19 protein-coding genes and 1 pseudogene are annotated in these 16,085 nt (G+C 48.8%); 2 read left to right on the top strand and 18 right to left on the bottom strand.

Features of this window, described 5'->3' with window-relative positions:
* From AAC852_RS02595 to AAC852_RS02520, 16 genes are all read right to left on the bottom strand, one after another.
* Positions 1-348 carry a contractile injection system sheath initiator gene (locus tag AAC852_RS02595; RefSeq protein ID WP_340619345.1) on the bottom strand — a complete coding sequence of 116 codons (348 nt, stop codon included), beginning with the start codon at positions 346-348 and terminating at the stop codon, positions 1-3.
* A complete protein-coding gene (locus AAC852_RS02590) occupies positions 348-1,103 on the bottom strand; it encodes a phage baseplate assembly protein V (RefSeq protein WP_340619344.1) in 756 nt (251 codons plus the stop codon). The genes AAC852_RS02595 and AAC852_RS02590 overlap by 1 nt, the downstream gene beginning before the upstream one ends.
* The gene (locus AAC852_RS02585) at positions 1,103-2,041 is read right to left on the bottom strand and encodes a phage protein (RefSeq protein WP_340619677.1); all 939 of its coding nucleotides are present in this window, start codon (positions 2,039-2,041) and stop codon (positions 1,103-1,105) included. Before AAC852_RS02585 ends, AAC852_RS02590 begins: the two co-directional genes overlap by 1 nt.
* A 140-nt stretch (positions 2,042-2,181) precedes the next feature.
* Positions 2,182-2,535, bottom strand: coding sequence for a hypothetical protein (locus tag AAC852_RS02580; RefSeq protein WP_340619676.1), 354 nt, complete (start codon positions 2,533-2,535; stop codon positions 2,182-2,184).
* A 21-nt stretch (positions 2,536-2,556) separates the two neighbouring features.
* The gene (locus tag AAC852_RS02575) at positions 2,557-2,859 is read right to left on the bottom strand and encodes a phage baseplate plug family protein (protein ID WP_340619675.1); all 303 of its coding nucleotides are present in this window, start codon (positions 2,857-2,859) and stop codon (positions 2,557-2,559) included.
* A complete protein-coding gene (locus AAC852_RS02570; RefSeq protein WP_340619674.1) occupies positions 2,856-3,497 on the bottom strand; it encodes a phage baseplate protein in 642 nt (213 codons plus the stop codon). Before AAC852_RS02570 ends, AAC852_RS02575 begins: the two co-directional genes overlap by 4 nt.
* Positions 3,497-5,686 carry a transglycosylase SLT domain-containing protein gene (locus AAC852_RS02565; RefSeq protein ID WP_340619673.1) on the bottom strand — a complete coding sequence of 730 codons (2,190 nt, stop codon included), beginning with the start codon at positions 5,684-5,686 and terminating at the stop codon, positions 3,497-3,499. The genes AAC852_RS02570 and AAC852_RS02565 overlap by 1 nt, the downstream gene beginning before the upstream one ends.
* Positions 5,673-5,822, bottom strand: coding sequence for a DUF6889 family protein (locus AAC852_RS02560; RefSeq protein WP_209028292.1), 150 nt, complete (start codon positions 5,820-5,822; stop codon positions 5,673-5,675). Before AAC852_RS02560 ends, AAC852_RS02565 begins: the two co-directional genes overlap by 14 nt.
* 29 nt (positions 5,823-5,851) lie before the next feature.
* Positions 5,852-6,301 carry a phage tail assembly chaperone gene (locus tag AAC852_RS02555; protein WP_340619338.1) on the bottom strand — a complete coding sequence of 150 codons (450 nt, stop codon included), beginning with the start codon at positions 6,299-6,301 and terminating at the stop codon, positions 5,852-5,854.
* Between the two features lie 11 nt (positions 6,302-6,312).
* The gene (locus tag AAC852_RS02550) at positions 6,313-6,756 is read right to left on the bottom strand and encodes a phage structural protein (RefSeq protein ID WP_187650784.1); all 444 of its coding nucleotides are present in this window, start codon (positions 6,754-6,756) and stop codon (positions 6,313-6,315) included.
* Between the two features lie 4 nt (positions 6,757-6,760).
* A complete protein-coding gene (locus AAC852_RS02545) occupies positions 6,761-8,431 on the bottom strand; it encodes a DUF3383 family protein (protein ID WP_340619672.1) in 1,671 nt (556 codons plus the stop codon).
* A gap of 1 nt (position 8,432) precedes the next feature.
* Entirely contained in the window at positions 8,433-8,966 is a 534-nt protein-coding gene (locus AAC852_RS02540) for a phage head morphogenesis protein (protein WP_340619400.1), read from the bottom strand.
* A gap of 70 nt (positions 8,967-9,036) precedes the next feature.
* Positions 9,037-10,506: a DUF1073 domain-containing protein gene (locus AAC852_RS02535; RefSeq protein ID WP_340619329.1), complete on the bottom strand. Its 1,470-nt coding sequence runs from the start codon at positions 10,504-10,506 to the stop codon at positions 9,037-9,039.
* A gap of 208 nt (positions 10,507-10,714) precedes the next feature.
* Positions 10,715-11,923, bottom strand: coding sequence for a PBSX family phage terminase large subunit (locus tag AAC852_RS02530; RefSeq protein ID WP_340619328.1), 1,209 nt, complete (start codon positions 11,921-11,923; stop codon positions 10,715-10,717).
* 35 nt (positions 11,924-11,958) lie between these two features.
* Entirely contained in the window at positions 11,959-12,657 is a 699-nt protein-coding gene (locus AAC852_RS02525; protein ID WP_340619327.1) for a terminase small subunit, read from the bottom strand.
* Between the two features lie 166 nt (positions 12,658-12,823).
* Positions 12,824-13,399, bottom strand: coding sequence for a Rha family transcriptional regulator (locus AAC852_RS02520; protein ID WP_340619671.1), 576 nt, complete (start codon positions 13,397-13,399; stop codon positions 12,824-12,826).
* Between the two features lie 341 nt (positions 13,400-13,740).
* Between AAC852_RS02520 and AAC852_RS19905 the strand changes: the two genes are divergently transcribed.
* Positions 13,741-13,953 carry an ECs_2282 family putative zinc-binding protein gene (locus AAC852_RS19905; protein ID WP_420856083.1) on the top strand — a complete coding sequence of 71 codons (213 nt, stop codon included), beginning with the start codon at positions 13,741-13,743 and terminating at the stop codon, positions 13,951-13,953.
* Between the two features lie 62 nt (positions 13,954-14,015).
* Here AAC852_RS19905 and AAC852_RS02510 read toward each other — a convergent pair whose 3' ends face one another.
* A complete protein-coding gene (locus AAC852_RS02510; protein WP_340619670.1) occupies positions 14,016-14,474 on the bottom strand; it encodes a lysis protein in 459 nt (152 codons plus the stop codon).
* A 2-nt stretch (positions 14,475-14,476) separates the two neighbouring features.
* A complete protein-coding gene (locus tag AAC852_RS02505) occupies positions 14,477-15,166 on the bottom strand; it encodes a Rha family transcriptional regulator (protein ID WP_340619669.1) in 690 nt (229 codons plus the stop codon).
* Between the two features lie 465 nt (positions 15,167-15,631).
* On the opposite strand from AAC852_RS02505, the pseudogene AAC852_RS02500 reads away from it, so the two are divergent.
* Positions 15,632-16,085: pseudogene (locus AAC852_RS02500) on the top strand (transposase); the annotation flags it as partial.

The following is a 16,085-nucleotide window of genomic DNA, read 5'->3' as shown; positions in this document are numbered from 1 at the left end:
TTACCGCTCGCTGGTGACTGTGGTTCTGCCGTAACGGGTGTTAAGCGTGGCTGTAAGAGTGATTTTCCGGGTAGTGGGGTGACGCAGGGCCTCCAGAGTGATAATTTCTGTCACGCCCTCAGTACCCAGAATACGCTCCTGAAGCGCCAGTGCACTGGTGTAATTTTTCGCTAACACGGCCTCCCGGTAAGGTGTGCCTTCTTCCACATCCAAAAACCAGTCCCCGCGCCATAAATTCAGCCGGGTTTTAACGGCCTGTGCGACGGCTTCCGGGGAATCAATCAGAAACGTGTTATCGCCCTGACCGAAGCTGTAATCGCCGTCTATATCTTCCCGCCGATATCGCATTATTGCGGCCCTCCTGTGGTGTCACCGCCTGATTTAACGCCGCCGTGCGTGTGGCTCATCAGGCTGATACCGCCTGCGGTAACATCGTTTCTGACTTTTACCGGGCCATTCATCGTCGCTTCACCCCCATTAGATCCCATGCCTTGTGACAGATTGCCGTTAATGATCACATTGCCATTTAACACAATGGTCGGTGAAGTGATCTCCGTGCCTTTGTTAGCGGTGGCGGTCAGTTTGCCGGGGGTTTTGACCGTGATGTTATGGTTATCAGGGTTCAGTTCAATAAATGCCGCGCCATCATCCGTACGCAATTGAGCAGACTGAGTACTGATATTACTGATTCTCTGCGCCTGAGACTGCGGGCCAACAATGGCAAAGCCATCAGATAAGTGATGCTGGCGCGGGTCTACGGGTTCCTGTATCCCGCCGTTCTGCCACCAGTAATCAATGCAGCGGTCCGCAAACACCACCAGGCACTCATCACCCGGCTTAATTGGAAATGTCAGCGTCACCCCGCCACCGCGAGGAAAGATTACCGGGACATCCACCAGCAACGGTAATGCCACTGACTCGGTATTTCCTTCACTGTCAGTCACTTTCCAGCGTATCGCGGGTTGTGCTGTCACGGTCACGGCATCGGGATCGAATGACTGGATAATGCAGGGAATAGAGACATATAACCCTGAACTGACCGACTCTTGCATCAGTAAGAACGGCGTCTCAGGGTGATTCATACGTTCAAAATGAGTGATCATTATCGGGTATCCGTAGCTAGTGCTGCCTGAGTCATAAGTGTTTGGTCTGATTTAGCGACGCAAATTAAATCCATGTAGTACGCCTTCTCGCGGGTATCGCCGAAGTAGCTGACGTTTATCACGACATAATCGCCATCAGTATCAAAGGCGGCGGGGATCTCGTTAGGGGCGTTACTCGATGCGATAGCACCCGTAGACTTCCCTGTTTCATTAATCGAATTATTATCCAGCCGGATTAAAGTACCCGGACGGATCTTCGGATTAATCAGGCACTTCAAATTAATCCCCGCGCCAATCGTCTGTTCGGGCATCCCGATTAGCCCGGTATTGTGATTCAACACCACCGCCTCGGTGAGATAGACTCTCTTCGGGATAACGTGACACTGACCGTCCTCATAACGCCATTCGGCATTATTCTGTTTGGCGAAAATATTCATTTCGTCGCGGTGCATACCGAAAATAACCTTACCCCGTGGCGCTACGTTCAACTGAAATTCCGGGCGCATCCCAAACGTAATGCCGTACTTTTCAATATCCCGCATCAATAGCCTGTCTATATCCTGCTGCGTATAACCCGCCGATATGGTGATATTAACCGTCGCATTATTGTATGCCTGATCGCCATCCCCGGCCTGTATCACTACATAGGTATCGGTCGGGCTGTCACGTCCGGTATAGGTGTACTGGATTTGCCCGGAAAATATCTGGCCTGAGTTGTCTTTGTACCCGGCTGAGAACTGAATAATCTTGTACTCGTTCTTGCGGATCTTGTTGCGTGTTTCATCGTTCAGGTTATAGATTTTGAAGATACCGGTTGCCGGGTAGGCAAAAGAGGGGCGGGTAATATTGAATTTAATTTTCAGTTCCGAGAGGTCAAGGCCTTCCCCTTTCTCATCCGCCACAATCAGCTTGCACTCGCGAAGCCATTGTTTTGACATAGTGACTCCGTATAAAAGAAAAAACCGCACTAGGCGGTATATAAAGAAGATATTTTCACGTCACTACAACTTCAATTTGAGATAAAATATAGCCTATTGTTCTTGCCTAATGCTTCCGCGTTCATCTCATTTTGTTGTAACTATTTGCACAAAATAGGCTTACTTATCGGTTTTCCGGGTTTTTCTGGGGAACCATTAGGGAAAAATAGAAAATTTTGTTTGATTACTCGTCCTGTCGTTCCAGAATGAAACAAACGTACTATTTCTTTTGTCCCTTTATATCCATATACAAAAAAAGAATCGACATCACCGTTGTCGTTTATCTTATGGCTAATAGTGGCGATATTCGTAGGGATATTATTAACTCTAACTTCTTCAACTAGCCCGTTATTATCGACAATCTGAATAAAGTCACTTCCGCAAACCAGAGTTTGAGTGCCAGCCTTTGACGCAAGGGGCATTAAAAGAAATAAAACAGTTAATAATCTTTTCATTATAACCCCATTGATTACCTGTTAAGATGAAATAAAGTATAGCTTGTCGTTTATACCTAACTCTTCCCTGTTTGTCTCATTTTTTGGATTATCACTGTAAAAAATTAATGAACCGTTAAAACCTAAATAGCGGTGCTGTTCCAGAATATCCACGCCGAAAACTAGCGGCAACCCTGATACAATCGGCTCGCTATTTGGGTGCATAATATCTAACACCCATCCGGCACAATTCCGCCACTGTAACCGCATCCGGTAATTGATGCCGCCCAGTTGGATATCGAATTGTTGATTTTCAGCGCGTAAAGGTATCTCAACAAGATTCATTGGCTTCCTCCCAACCAGTCGCCCAGTTTTTCGAACTTATCTTTGAACCATTGCCCGCCACCGCCTGTACTTTTATCTAACTTAACTGCAATGCTCTCTTTTTGTTTTGGTACGACTGGCGTCTTGGTCCCTTTATCAGCAACCGGACCAGTATCGAGAGGGGATTTCATTCGCTCCGGTGGAGGGGTAACACCTTTGACCGTTTTCGTTTCAACAATAATCACTTCACGCAGTGTCAGCGTGACCATCAGAACGTTCTCAGAGGTTTTATCCGTGGTGACTTCTATGGCACGGATCAGCATATTTTTATACTGGCGCTTCCCTGTGGTGACGTTGAACGGCTGCTTTGAGGCTTTCAATGCTAGTAACTGCTGATAAACGGCTTTGGGGCTTGAACCAAGTGAACCACTTTCACCCAGATCAAATATGTCAATCAGCGAGCCGCCACCCGCAAAGCCCAGTTCCATTGTTACCTCTGACGGCTTGTCATACGCATGATCACTGATAGCGGCTCCTCGTTGTACCGGGTGCTCGGTAATTTCAGCAGTATCCTGGTGCTTTTCTGAAATCACCACACTGGGAACTATCATTCCAATTTTTCTCGTCCCCTGAGAAAATAACATTGATAAAATATCCATCAGCCCACCTTCGTTTGCAGATTGCGTACCAGTATGGCGTTACTGCGCTGTACCGTTTCGCCCGTTAACGCCGCCGCTTCATACGGTGACTGAACCCCGGTGACATGAATATTGTAAGTGGGGGCAATCGTTGTTTGGTTCTGTGCCAGTGATTGTGCCGCCCGCAGATATTCCGGTGTATAACTGGTATGACTCAGCATGTTTTGGATATTGGGCATGGCGTTCTCAAACATGCTCAGATCGAAATCAATCCCTTTATTACCGGGTTTAGGTGCTCTTGCCATGTGACCTTTAACACGAGGCAGGAAGTTTCGAGTTTCCTCCGGTAAGTTATTGATGCCCTTTTCAAGCACATACTTGATCCCCCAATTATACCCCGCCAGTGCCTTATCCAAGTTGCCATTAGTCTGTTTCAAGAGGTTGCTGAGCATTCTGGCTGCGGCTTCCGCAGATTTATACGGGTTGAAAACATCATTCCCTATTAACCCATACTGTTTAGCTGTACCCGGCATAAATTGGAACATACCCAGAGCTATACCTGATGCGGTTGGTTTACCTCTCGCATTAGGATTGCCTGACGATTCAGTCATAGCAACACCGTGCAGTAGCCCCGGAGGTAAGCCATGCTTCTTCTCCAACATAGCAAAGTGCCCTGCCATTGATTCAAGCAATGGCGTTCCTTTGTTTTTCTCTGTTCCGTCAGATGCCTGCTTCTCTTCTTTGGGTTTATTTCGATTATCAATCCATTTACCGTCAACCCATTTGGCATCGCCTTTACCCATTAATGCATTGCCAAAATCAGACCATGTTTGCGCTGTTCGGGCACGCTGGAACCAATCAAAGTCACCCAACAACCAGTTAAGCGCGGAATCTATGTATTCTTCACTCTCATAAGCGACGCCAGCGGCAACCCCAACAGCACCTGCCTTCCCAATCATTCCCCCGCCGGGAAGTTTTATATTTTTTGCAGCCCTGCCGACTTTACCCAATGTACCCAGAATACTTGTTAACCATTTACCCGCCAGGAATAGAGCAAATCCCCAGAAGACATTTTCCCAACCGCCGACTGCATCCTTGATTTGCAGCACCCAGTCTTTCATTTGCTTAATGCCTTCCCCAATTTGCTTAAGTGTGCCTTCCCATTTGCTCCAGTCGATAAGACTTTTACCGCCATCTTTCCATGTCTGGTAATCGTCATACAACAGGAACAGGGCCGCCAGCAATGCCGTGATAATGCCAATCGGTGAGGTCAGAAATCCTTTGTTAAGCGCCCACCATGCGGCGGCAATCGCCCCGAATGCTTTAATCAGTGTCTTGCTTTCACTGTCCAGCTTGCCCCACCAGCCAATAATGTCTTGTATCCCCTGTGCGCCGCGATAGACCATTTGCCCCAGAATGTCCGCCATCGTGAGAATAGCCTCTGCCACCGACATAATGACTTTTTCAATAATGGGCCAGTTCTTGAGTATCAGGTTGGTCAGCTTTTCCATGCTGGGTGTTAGAACACGCGATAATTCCCCGCCGATTTTATCTTTACCCATTCCCATGACCGACTTTAACCGGTAAAACTGGGTCATAAAATCGTTGGCGTGTTTCGCTGCCATTGTCGGGTCAAAACCCATCGTGCGCATGATTTGACGGTAATCCGCCGCATAGCTTCCCATCCCACGGCGCATGGCGAGCATCGTATTCTCATCAATACCCAACATACTGGCGTACTGATTGGCCCGATAGCTTGGCATCCCGGACAACCGTTCGCCCACCAGCGCGACTAAAGAGGCGGTATCACGAAGCTGTCCGTTGGTATCACGGGTCTGGATACCCATATTACGCAGGAAGCCTTCACCGCCCGGATTGTTACGTAAGAACCGGGCTACATTCTCCAGAGAAGCGTTCAGCCCCTCGACCGTCCCCCCTGCCTGTGTCACGGCATAACCTAACGTCTTGATTTGTTCCGCTGCACCGCCTGTGCGTTGTGCCTGCCAGTAAAGCTTATCCAGATTGGCCGCCACCTGCGCCGTAAAGCCCACGACTGCCAGTGCCGCACTTTCCACGGCAGCACCCAGTTTTAAAGCATTGGCGGTAACCCCGGACAGCACCGCACTGAATTTTTTTGAGTCAGATTCTTTGACATCAAAACCGAGTGAGATCAAAAATTCTTTAATCACTTCTGCGTTAGTGTTGCTCATCTCTCCACCGTGCTATCAGGGCCTCATTTTCAGCGTCTACATCCAGCGCATCATTCATCAGGGCGATATCGGCCAGATCGATATCCCCGTTCTTTAATGACTGAAAAGTACACATACCGTGGCGAACCGGACGCATCAGGTAATAGCGTCCGTCAGGAAGGGTTTCTAAATCGAGACTGGGTTGTCCGGGAATGACGCTTCGCTCTCTGGCAGAACGGGAAAAAAATTCCCCAGTGCATCCTTAATCACCTGACCGACGATTCGCAGTAATTCCATGCCGTTGATGTCATCAAACATCAGTTGCCCGCCTGCATAGACGGCTGACCAGACACCCCCGGCTTCCCGGCTCACGACCGAGAGACAGATATCGTTAATCTCATAGCGGGACTCTTTCCCCAGTGAGCGGATACCCCCCACCAGCGGCGTGATCAGATCGGCCATATCCTCCAGCGAGAAGATGGGTTTGCCGTCTTCATCCACACCGGAAGGTTTCAGGTTTTCCCAGATGCCTTTTAGTGCCGGCACCACCGGGATTAATGCCACCGCTAAATCCTGTTGCTGAAAGGCGTTTAGTTTACCCGCGCGGTATTTTTTACCGCTGATTTCGAATTCCATATTATCCCCTGTTAAAATGTACCCAAGATGGTATCGATTTTGCCGCAGTCAAATACCCAACTGTGCGTGTTACCGACTTTGGCGTTGGAAATATCCGGTATTTTCTGGAACGCAACAGAACGTGCGGCGATGGTGTCCCCAGAGACTTTGTTACGAATCAGTATCGCGTTATTGCCCCATGTGGCTGACGAGAACTGCTGCGCGTTATACATCATCATCAGTCTGGCATTGGCGGGTGATGTTTTCAGTAAGGTTACGGTAATCGTGCCCCCTTTGCCTGCATGTAAAGAGTGCATCACTTCACCGTCTGCACCAATGGTCATGGTGTTTTTGGCTTCAATCATCGCCACCACGATCCCCTCTTCTGAGGTCGCCGCACCATTCCCCAGATCGACCGAACCCCCGACTCCGGTTATCGTGGCGGACACGTCGATAAATGAATAAGTATTCGCCATGTTATTACCTGTTTACGTTAATAATGACATCAGCGAAGTGCACCGCACCCGCCAGTTTGATAGCGCATTGAATCACCGGGGCTTTACGTTTTTCGCGTTCGGCCTGTACCTGTTCCGCAATTGGCTGCGCGTAGGTGTAATAGCCTTTGGTCAGCATCTCGCCGCGATTCAGTGCCCCGAAGCTGTCGCCGCCCCAGACCCCCGGCGCAATCAGACCGTTAGTGACTCCCTGCGACAAAGATTGTTCGACGTTCACCAGCAGTTGGGTCACGCCCTCATCGGTCTGGGGAATTTTGGTGGTACTGGTGTACATCAGGTTATACAGGTTGGTCTGGACATAGTTTTGTAACCAGTCCAGCCCGTGACGCTCGTCAATGAACGTGCCATTTGCCATCACCCCCTCCTGCACAATCGCGGTGTCGTTGTTGTAATGGACAAAGACGTTACCGTTTTTGGTTTTCAGTGCATTGGCCTGTGTTGCTGTCAGCAGTTCAGCCCGGATCGCCGGTTCCTGTTTAAATTTTAGGGTGATAGTGGTGTTATTGCCCTGAAAGTTGACCGTAAACAGGCGGCCAAACAGAGACGCAACTTGAATGCCGAATGATTTCATGTAGGCACTGTCGCCAGTGCGGATAGCATGGTTCAGCACCTGACGTTTCAGGCCCTTATCGCCTGTGGGTTTAAAGCCCGGACAGATGATTTCCGCATCCGCAATAATGTAACGACGGTAAGCGGCATCACCAGTGACTTTCCGGTCTTCCTCTTCGTCTTCATCCCCTGTTTGTTTATCAGGGTCATCAGTATTGCTATCGCCCGTTTTACTGCCCAAAGCCTCAACCTTAGCAATTAGCGCCTTGCCCCATTCCGGGATATCGTCATCGCCCGTGGCTTTCTCCGGCTCTTTCGGGGTATCGTCGGTAGTTGTCCGCTCAGCCGTGGGTAATGCTGTAGCCTGTGCGGGCGTATTCATATTGATAGTGACGCCCGGAATCGACGCCATGCCATCAGAGGGCAACTCCGGGGCGTTGTCAGCCAGTTGTGCCAATGTATTACTATCATTGGTTTTCAGGGCATTCACGACTTGCTTTAGCCAGTCTTTCATACTCGTTTTACCTTTCTTAGTGGTGGGGGCTGAATCCCCGATTGAACAACGGGAACCCGCACGCCCTTTATCAACAATAGCGAGGTGGTTTCCGGTGATATGATATTGTTTACCCTTGCCGGGTGAGATTTGTTTGTACTGGGCATCATAGCCACAACTGACCTCAGTGATACCTGCCTTGACTGCATCAATGGCTTCCTGACGTTTAATCAGGGCATCCGCTATCAGTAAATCCGCCTTATCGCCCGTACCTCGCCGGACGTTCTGGATATGACCATGGGCCAGTGCTGAGAAGTTGGACGGGTTGACGAACACAATATTTTTGTCTGCGTCCTCTGGGTGTCCCAGTGTGACCGCGACCCCCTCAAAAGAGGCCATCGTTGCCGGTGAGAACACTTCATCTTCGGTGCGGTAAACGGTGACCAGTCCATCAAAGCCCCCTTCAAGGCCGATTTCTTCCGGCAAATAGGTTTGTGCCCCTGTACGTGCAATGGGGACGTCCTTACAGAGCAGTGAGCCATCCGCCATCTCATAGCGGGTTTCGCCCAGTTGCGTAGTGAAAAAGTATTTCATGCTATGTTCTCGGTGCGGGTACGTGAACTTCCGGCCAGCATTTGCAGTTAGGCAAACAGCCCGCATGTCCTGTCATGCCGTCCAGCGTGGGCGGATCTTCCCATCGCACAAATTTATCGCGCATCTTCTTGTGTGATGGTCGGGTGCCTGCGCCTTCAATGCGCCACCAATACCCTTCGGAACCGATGGATAGCGCTCTTGCCTGCGTTAATGCGCCCGTGGCTCTGCCGATTTCGGTACGGGCGATCATGCGTGCCCGTCCGGCTGCTACCACGCCGGATTGCATAATCATCTGGTAGAGGGCGGCGGGTCGCTCACCATTGATCACCGCCTGAATGGCGCGAGTCTGAATATCCCTGACCCGTTCAGCCGCTTCCAGCGGTAACGACTTCATGAGTTGAATCTGACGATAGACAATATCCTGTGCCACCTGACCGATCGGGGTGTTGCCGACCACATCACGTAATCCTGCGGAAATGGCATTAGAAACTGAGCGCCATTGGTCCCACTCTTCCCTTTCGACCTGCAAGAACATCTTATTCCCGACTAAATACGCCCAGTCATCAAGGGCCTGTGAATACTCAATCAGACGCCCGATTATCTGGTCAGCGCTGGCCTGTGAACCATCGTAAGAGTCCTTGACCAGATTGTTTATCTGGCCGGCTATCGCCAACAGGCTGTTGTGATACTTCATTTCCGAGTGGCGGCGCTGTGCCGGTTTCAGATTCAAACTCCGCATACTGCGTTTTTGCTTCCTCGATATCCTCATCAGTGATTGATCCTCCTATGCCGATGATATCCGCCAGATTACGTAAATCTGACATGGCGGCATGTATCGGCAATATTTGTCTGTCCACCAGTGTACCGATGGCAGTAGCAACGTTGTTTGCCATTGTGGAGCGGTCAGTATCTGACATCTCCCACAGCTTGTTAAATTCGAAGGTGAAGTCATCCGGCAACGGTTCGCCAAACAGTGAACGGTGGGAAATATCCAGCAACCAGCGAAGAGGGCGACGCAATCTCCGCTCCTGCAAGGTATTCACCCGGCTGTAGTAGTTCTCCAAGTCGCCATCGCCGGTACTGAACCCAGACGGGGACTGTCCAAACAATCTCACTAATGGAATACCCGTTGCTCCAGAGACCTGTTCGGCAAAGCGCAGAATGACATCCGCAATACCTGCGAATGAATAGCTGTGAGTCTGGAATTCGTCCTCTTCATCCATGATGGTCATGCCTTCGATGGTCTGGAATTCCCGTATCATATCAATATGTCTCATCAGGCCATCTTCCAGTGTGCCGCCTGTGGCGAGGATTGTACGTAATCCCTTAATACTGTAGGTACGCAAGTGAGCCTTGTGTATCAACTGGGTTGTGCCTACCGTGGCAGTATCAAATGCTTGTATGCGCTCATAGATCCGTTCAACAACTGACATTCCCCAACCATTCTCGGTTCTCGCCTGTTGCCGAGGTAAGGTTTCCCCCTCCATACGAATGATGCGGGAGTAATGGATTTGCCACTGTGGTAGCCCTTGCTGGTCACCGATCACGGTATAAAACTTGGGCTTACCAAAATAAGGCCCGTACTCATCAATCAGGTCATTGTATGAAGGGGTTACTGTCCAGCGGTCGAGGCACATCACGCCTTTGAACTGGCCTTCCTTGATGGTTTCCAGGTTGAGCGGTGTTGCCATGTCCTGACCATCAATCATCAGCACCAGCAAGGCACCCCCGTAAAGCCGGGACCATTTCAGGGTGTTATTGAGTTCATCCCACAGACCGATATCTTCCCACAGGGTTTCAAGTTGCCCTTTGGCATCCGGTTTCATGCGGGAACTGATCGTAATCCCCTTGCGGGTCATATCATCCGCCATCGCATCCACCGCCGCCCCCACAAGAAAGGAACTGCGATAAGCAAACTCAATTTGTGTTCGGTTGCGGGAAACGTAGCCCGGTAAATAGGTTCCCCCGGTCTGAATGTTGGGGGTATAGCTCCCCAGTTTGGCAGTAAAGTTATTATACCCGTCAGCATTCCTAACGGGCTTTTGTGCGCCGTTACGGCGTTGTTTACGGGCCATCTCTACCTCATAGATAATTTGTTAAAAACCGGGCCTATTTAACATAATGGCACTTATGCGCACCGCCGATTTTCAACTCAAGCAAAATGTCATCTCAAGCAGGTAAAATCCTTACTCTTCTGCCTGATTTTAGGGTGATTATTTGTGACTGATTTGTTAACAAAATCCCGAAAACTATTTCGAGGGGATTTGGGGGTGAAAGGCTTATTTATCCCTGTTTTCCTATTGCAGCCCAAATACCTAAATCGCCCACACTGGTAATGTAACCATCCAGTGAATAGCGTACCGCATCCCAACAGTGGTTATGCTTATCCAATACCACTGGCAAGACTTCCCCCGTCAGACGATCAGTCTTGTAGGAATACAGCCTGGCTTCTTCCAGCATATGCTTACAGCGTGGGTGAATAATAATTTCCTCAAACCCTTTCAGATAGGTGATGCCATCCTCGACACTGCCGGGCCATTTCGTCGCGCCATCAATCACAAATCCCTGCCTCGACAGATAGCTGATCGTCTCCGGCCGGCTATTATCGCCGTGAATAGGCCACTTACGGGATAGTGGTATGGAGTCGTAGAACTGAGGCAACTCATCCAACTCCACTCCGACCCCGTAGGCCTCATATTCGATATACAGCTTGCGGTCGAGGATAAAGCACCGGATTAACGTACTGGGGTCGTTGGCAAAGCCGAAGTCAGCGCCAAAGAACAATCGGTCAGCCTGCTTCCACAGATCATCCGGGAATATGGCTTCACGGTACTTGCCAGAGAAGATAACCGCCTCACTAATGGATTTAGGCAACCCTAACCAAATATGCTCATAGGCTTCATAATCTACCCGCTTGCAGTACTCCATTTCATGCCGGAGTACATCGGGGAAGAATGAATTGTCGTTGTAATTCACCTTACGGATAATAACGCCACCATCAGGTGGATCGGACTCATGGCGCTTCATTAGCTGATAGGTCGGGTCTTCTTCTTCCCGTGGGTTATAGGATACCCACACTTCCGATTGACTGGCGCGCACGGTGGGACCGAGGATATCCCAACTGTCCTGAGAAACGGTCTGCGCTTCCTCCACCCAACAGATACGGATACCGTGCATCGATTTGATGCTGTTAATGTTGTTACGCAATCCCTTAAAGGTGAAGCGAGTGCCGTTCAGCCCTTCAATCTCATTATTCTTGACCCGGTAGAAATGGGATAAGCCGAGGCTGTATATCTCCGATTCCAGTAAGGCCAGTACCGAATCATTGATGGAGTTCTGGAACTCACGCGCACAGAGAATGGTCATGGGTTCAATCGCACCCAACAATACCAATGCGCGGGCAATCTCAACTGATTTACCCCCGCCACGACCGCCATAAGTCCAGCGCCAGCGTACCGAACCGACTGTTTGGTCATACAGTACACCCGGCACCCAGTCACTACTGAACGCATAGAGGACGCCACTGATTATTGTTGGGTTGTCACCTTTCCCGTGCGCAGTTTATCCATGTACGCAGCCCACGCATCAGGCGGGCAGTTTGCCGGGGTAACAATGCAGACCTTACCGTAACTCAATCCCGCCAGATCAACATTCACCTCAGTTTTGTTAGAAGACATGTCAATGCCAGTCAGTTGTGCAGCGTTCTTGATATTCGGTGCAACCTGTCCGAATTTTTTGGCGCCCAGCGCTGCTTTGGCTGATTTAAAAGAAAGGTCAGCAAGGTCTTTCGCTGTGAAGGACACTAGCAGCGCCGCTTCTTGTCTCAGATCCCGAATACGTCTGCGCACATCCGGTCTGCGCATCAGGACAGCGGCTTGCGCATCAGCCCGGTTAGGTGAATAACCTGCGCAAATGGCCGCCTCTTTCTGCGGCATACCCTGAACGATGTTATGCGCAAACTGTTCATGTTGTTGCTTCAAAACACTGTCGTTTTCTTGCGCTTCTTCCTGCGCAGCTTGCGTATGAGTATTTTGCGCAATATTGGAAGTCTTCTCTGCTTGCGCAGTTTTGCGCACTCCATTTTGCGCAGCGGGTTTTCTTATATATCTACGCGCAGTTGCATATTTTAGTCCCTGCGCTTCACACCACTCTTTAGGAGTGACGCCCGTTTTGGCATGTTCGGCGAGGAACTGGTTTTGTAATGCTCCCCAGTCCGGTTTAGCCATTGTCCTGTTCCTTACTCATTAACATGGAATAGCCCTCCGATAAGAGGGCTATGCGATGGAAACAAAACCACCTCATTTAGCATAATCAACTGCGCTGGTTGATATAATCCCGACAATTTTTGCACGGTGGTTATATAAAATGCTGAAAAAACATTCAGAATGTAACTTATCGTCCAATATTCGCAATTTCCTGTTTACCGCCTCCAATCAACTCGAAACCCATCCGACCGAGGTCATCAATCAACTTTTCGGCTTTATCGAGGGTAACCAAGTCATCTTGTCGTTTTCTTAACCTGCGCCCTGCATCAGAGGAGTCTTCGTCAGATGTCCTTCTTGCCAGAACAAGCATGTCTTGCAGTTGTTGGATAGTAAATCCGAAGCCAGATTTAGCTTCCAGTTCCGTCATGTGGTCGAACACTTGAGCTTGCAGCTCATAGCTGTAACTCATTGCCATCAGACAGGCTTCACGTTTGGGGAATCGATAGCATGGAAGCTCTCGACCAGTGCTATCTTTGTACTGAGCCGAAAATTTGGCTGAGTGTTCTTCCCCTAATACTTTCGGGACTTTCTGCAAAAAATGCTTATGTTGCAATCGAGTGTATTTCTTACAGGGAAACGTTAATCCTTCCGCCTCAGCTTTTGCCTTGCGGTCAGCGTTAATGTAATCCACCATCTCCAGACTGGTCATGGTAGGTGCTTCTGTGACAGGCAAGTTTGTTTTCTTGGTTGTTATTAACGTCATAGGGTTTAGTTCCTTTTAGTGATAAACCTTGCGCTCAGGAATAACCAGCCCAAAGAGGGTTAACCAGACCACTACTGGTATTCCTCAAGGCTTATCCTGAAAGGTTCTTTGGTGTTTATGCTTCGAGCGAGAAGCGGTGAAATTCAGAAATAAAAATGCCACCAGCCGTGTGCGTTGGGTACGCGATGGGAACGGGTGGCAGCATGCGTTATTCCTGTAGCCACTCAGGGAATGGGTACGGGAATAAAAGGCCTGCTTTTAGCCACATCAGGCGAGGTGGTTTCCTGCTTTCCACAGTCAAGGAAAACTGATAAGTTGGTTATTCCACAGTCAAGTGAGGAATGCTATTAATGAGCAAGATTGGTTTTAAGTGTCCTGGCTGCCGTAAGGATCTCGTTGTACGCTCCAGAATCGATATCAAGAAGGTAGACGATATCAACGGCACCAAGTGCTCTTCTTGTGGTAGAACAATTAGTAAAGATGATATTGCTAAACAGGTTGGTGATCTCGTTAAGAATCGACTCAGGGATGCCTTCAAGAAAAACGGTTTTTAGTTCATCTAGTTTTTTATCTAACTCGCTGGTATCAAACTTTATTGATGCCAGTATTGGTGCTTTCATTTCTCCCTCCTGCATTCAGTCTTTATATAATCCTGCAAGTACTTAACCTGTCGCTCGTTCTCCGCCATCATTTCTCTGAGACGGTAATAATCTTGTCGAGCTGATTCGGTAAGTTGTGGGGTTCCTGCATCGCCCACGCTGGAGGAGGTAACGGTTTCAGACACGGGACAGGTGGCTTTGATGCGCAGCTTGCGACGGCCAGCGGCAACATCAGCCCGAAGAGTGTCAATTTCAGTCCTGGCATGGGCGAGTTCCTGTGTGTGCGTTTTGTCGATTTCGTGGAGTTGCTTGATGCGCTCTTGCTGCTTATCTATCGCAATGACCTGTTCGTCATACTGTTGTTTTAACCTGCGGTATTCTTCGGCCTTGTTATGATACTCACTGTAATAGAACCAGAGCAGGCCAGAGACAATCACAAAAGCACTGAGGGTAAAATACTGGCTATTGAGTTTCATCGCTATGAATTTAACCTTACTTGTTCTTCTATCAGGGGGTTGCGATAGTTTTTGTCAAAAATACCTTTTAACGCAGGTTTCCTTTGGTGATAATCCCAACCCATTGAGATAAAAACCGTGTTTGCTCTCTGTAATTCGGTAATGGCTTTAATCTGCCACTCAGTCAGGTAATCCCTGATTGCTTCGCTTTTACCAATGTCATTGGTCTTCTTAAACTTGACTGATTTCATGCCAAGCACGATGTCATTAATCAGGTCGGCTTCATTACTGTAATGAAAATGCTCCGTTTCTTTCCCGTCCTGTTCCCGGCTATTTTTAATAGCATCAGTCATCGGTCGGTATTCAACTCTGGCTCTTTCCCGCTCCAGTTGAATTTGAGATTCTTTTGTTGCCTTTTCACGAAACTTAATGAAACTGTCAACCAAGCGCACTTGTCCATCACGGGCTTTTTCGCCACCAATGAACGGCATAGCAATCAAGAAGCCACGTTCAGTTAACTCATAGCAGGGTAATTCTTTGTTTTGTTTGCTGATATATGAGGAGGGCTTGAAATCAAGCTCTCCTAAATGACTGCTTTCTATCAATCCCCTCACGCTCTGTAAGACGTTTTTATGATCTCTACCAAACTCATTAGCGATAACATCTGTTGTGACTACAGGCTGGCCGTTGGATTTTTTAACTAAAAGTCTCATCTTGCGTCTTTCCTATAGAAATAAGAGCCTGCTGACGTAGAAATATCGCCTCATGAAAGGTCGCCACCTAGCGATATCTCTCAGGCTCTATTTCTATAAGCTCATGATTGGATTTAGCGCACGTCAGTACGCAGATAAAAGAAGCCCCGCATTTGCGAGGCTCAGGATTCAGAGTAAGCTGTAGGCTTTTTCAAACGTTGCCTCAGAATACGGTTGCCTGCCGTTCTCGTGCCGGATAATGGCTTTTGATAGTCCAATCAGCGTCGGTTTATTCACTTCAATCTTTTCGAACTGATCTACATTGAGTGCCTTAGCCACACTGTTAATATAGGCAGTGGTGTTATTTTCCGAGTTTGGGGCGTAGCGGTTGATGATTTTAGAGACGCTGTTGTGCCCGCCTTTATGGTAATTAACCTGAACAAAGTTTTGGTGAAAGCCTAAAACGACTCCGGGGAGGAACAGGCCATGGACAAGTTAGTTGAAATTTTCTGCGATGTCGACGACTTTTGTCGTCTTTTCATGCCCCAGTGGGCGCAGTTTTGTCTCGATAACGGATACCGCCTGCGCCGCAGACAAGGCCGCATGTATCCCAGTGAAATCATGACAATTTTAATCCTCTTTCAGCGGTCGCATTACCGTGATTTTAAAAACTTTTATTTGGAGCATATCTGGCGATACCATCACCGCGACTTCCCCTCCTTGCTCAGTTATACCCGTTTTATCAGCGTTGCCCCGTCCCGGTTTGGTCCCCTTATCCAGTTATCTGACTCGATTAAAAGGGAAACCGACAGGCATTGCTTTTATCGACTCCACGAGTTGCGCGTTTGTCATAACATCCGTATTCCTCGTCATAAGGTCTTTCAGGGCATAGCGCAACGCGGAAAAACCTCAATGGGATGGTTCTATGGGTTCAAATTAT

Origin of the sequence: Xenorhabdus siamensis, from assembly GCF_037996745.1 — a bacterium.
GTDB classification, from domain to species: Bacteria; Pseudomonadota; Gammaproteobacteria; order Enterobacterales; family Enterobacteriaceae; genus Xenorhabdus; species Xenorhabdus indica.
This window is presented reverse-complemented; position numbering and strand designations above follow the sequence as displayed.

Excerpts from the sequence above, each read along its gene's own strand:
- AAC852_RS02595 (WP_340619345.1), bottom strand. The coding sequence starts at position 348 with ATGCGATATCGGCGGGAAGATATAGACGGCGATTACAGCTTCGGTCAG.
- AAC852_RS02590 (WP_340619344.1), bottom strand. The coding sequence starts at position 1,103 with ATGATCACTCATTTTGAACGTATGAATCACCCTGAGACGCCGTTCTTA.
- AAC852_RS02585 (WP_340619677.1), bottom strand. The coding sequence starts at position 2,041 with ATGTCAAAACAATGGCTTCGCGAGTGCAAGCTGATTGTGGCGGATGAG.
- AAC852_RS02580 (WP_340619676.1), bottom strand. The coding sequence starts at position 2,535 with ATGAAAAGATTATTAACTGTTTTATTTCTTTTAATGCCCCTTGCGTCA.
- AAC852_RS02575 (WP_340619675.1), bottom strand. The coding sequence starts at position 2,859 with ATGAATCTTGTTGAGATACCTTTACGCGCTGAAAATCAACAATTCGAT.
- AAC852_RS02570 (WP_340619674.1), bottom strand. The coding sequence starts at position 3,497 with ATGGATATTTTATCAATGTTATTTTCTCAGGGGACGAGAAAAATTGGA.
- AAC852_RS02565 (WP_340619673.1), bottom strand. The coding sequence starts at position 5,686 with ATGAGCAACACTAACGCAGAAGTGATTAAAGAATTTTTGATCTCACTC.
- AAC852_RS02560 (WP_209028292.1), bottom strand. The coding sequence starts at position 5,822 with ATGCGTCCGGTTCGCCACGGTATGTGTACTTTTCAGTCATTAAAGAAC.
- AAC852_RS02555 (WP_340619338.1), bottom strand. The coding sequence starts at position 6,301 with ATGGAATTCGAAATCAGCGGTAAAAAATACCGCGCGGGTAAACTAAAC.
- AAC852_RS02550 (WP_187650784.1), bottom strand. The coding sequence starts at position 6,756 with ATGGCGAATACTTATTCATTTATCGACGTGTCCGCCACGATAACCGGA.
- AAC852_RS02545 (WP_340619672.1), bottom strand. The coding sequence starts at position 8,431 with ATGAAATACTTTTTCACTACGCAACTGGGCGAAACCCGCTATGAGATG.
- AAC852_RS02540 (WP_340619400.1), bottom strand. The coding sequence starts at position 8,966 with ATGTTCTTGCAGGTCGAAAGGGAAGAGTGGGACCAATGGCGCTCAGTT.
- AAC852_RS02535 (WP_340619329.1), bottom strand. The coding sequence starts at position 10,506 with ATGGCCCGTAAACAACGCCGTAACGGCGCACAAAAGCCCGTTAGGAAT.
- AAC852_RS02525 (WP_340619327.1), bottom strand. The coding sequence starts at position 12,657 with ATGGCTAAACCGGACTGGGGAGCATTACAAAACCAGTTCCTCGCCGAA.
- AAC852_RS02520 (WP_340619671.1), bottom strand. The coding sequence starts at position 13,399 with ATGACGTTAATAACAACCAAGAAAACAAACTTGCCTGTCACAGAAGCA.
- AAC852_RS19905 (WP_420856083.1), top strand. The coding sequence starts at position 13,741 with ATGCTATTAATGAGCAAGATTGGTTTTAAGTGTCCTGGCTGCCGTAAG.
- AAC852_RS02510 (WP_340619670.1), bottom strand. The coding sequence starts at position 14,474 with ATGAAACTCAATAGCCAGTATTTTACCCTCAGTGCTTTTGTGATTGTC.
- AAC852_RS02505 (WP_340619669.1), bottom strand. The coding sequence starts at position 15,166 with ATGAGACTTTTAGTTAAAAAATCCAACGGCCAGCCTGTAGTCACAACA.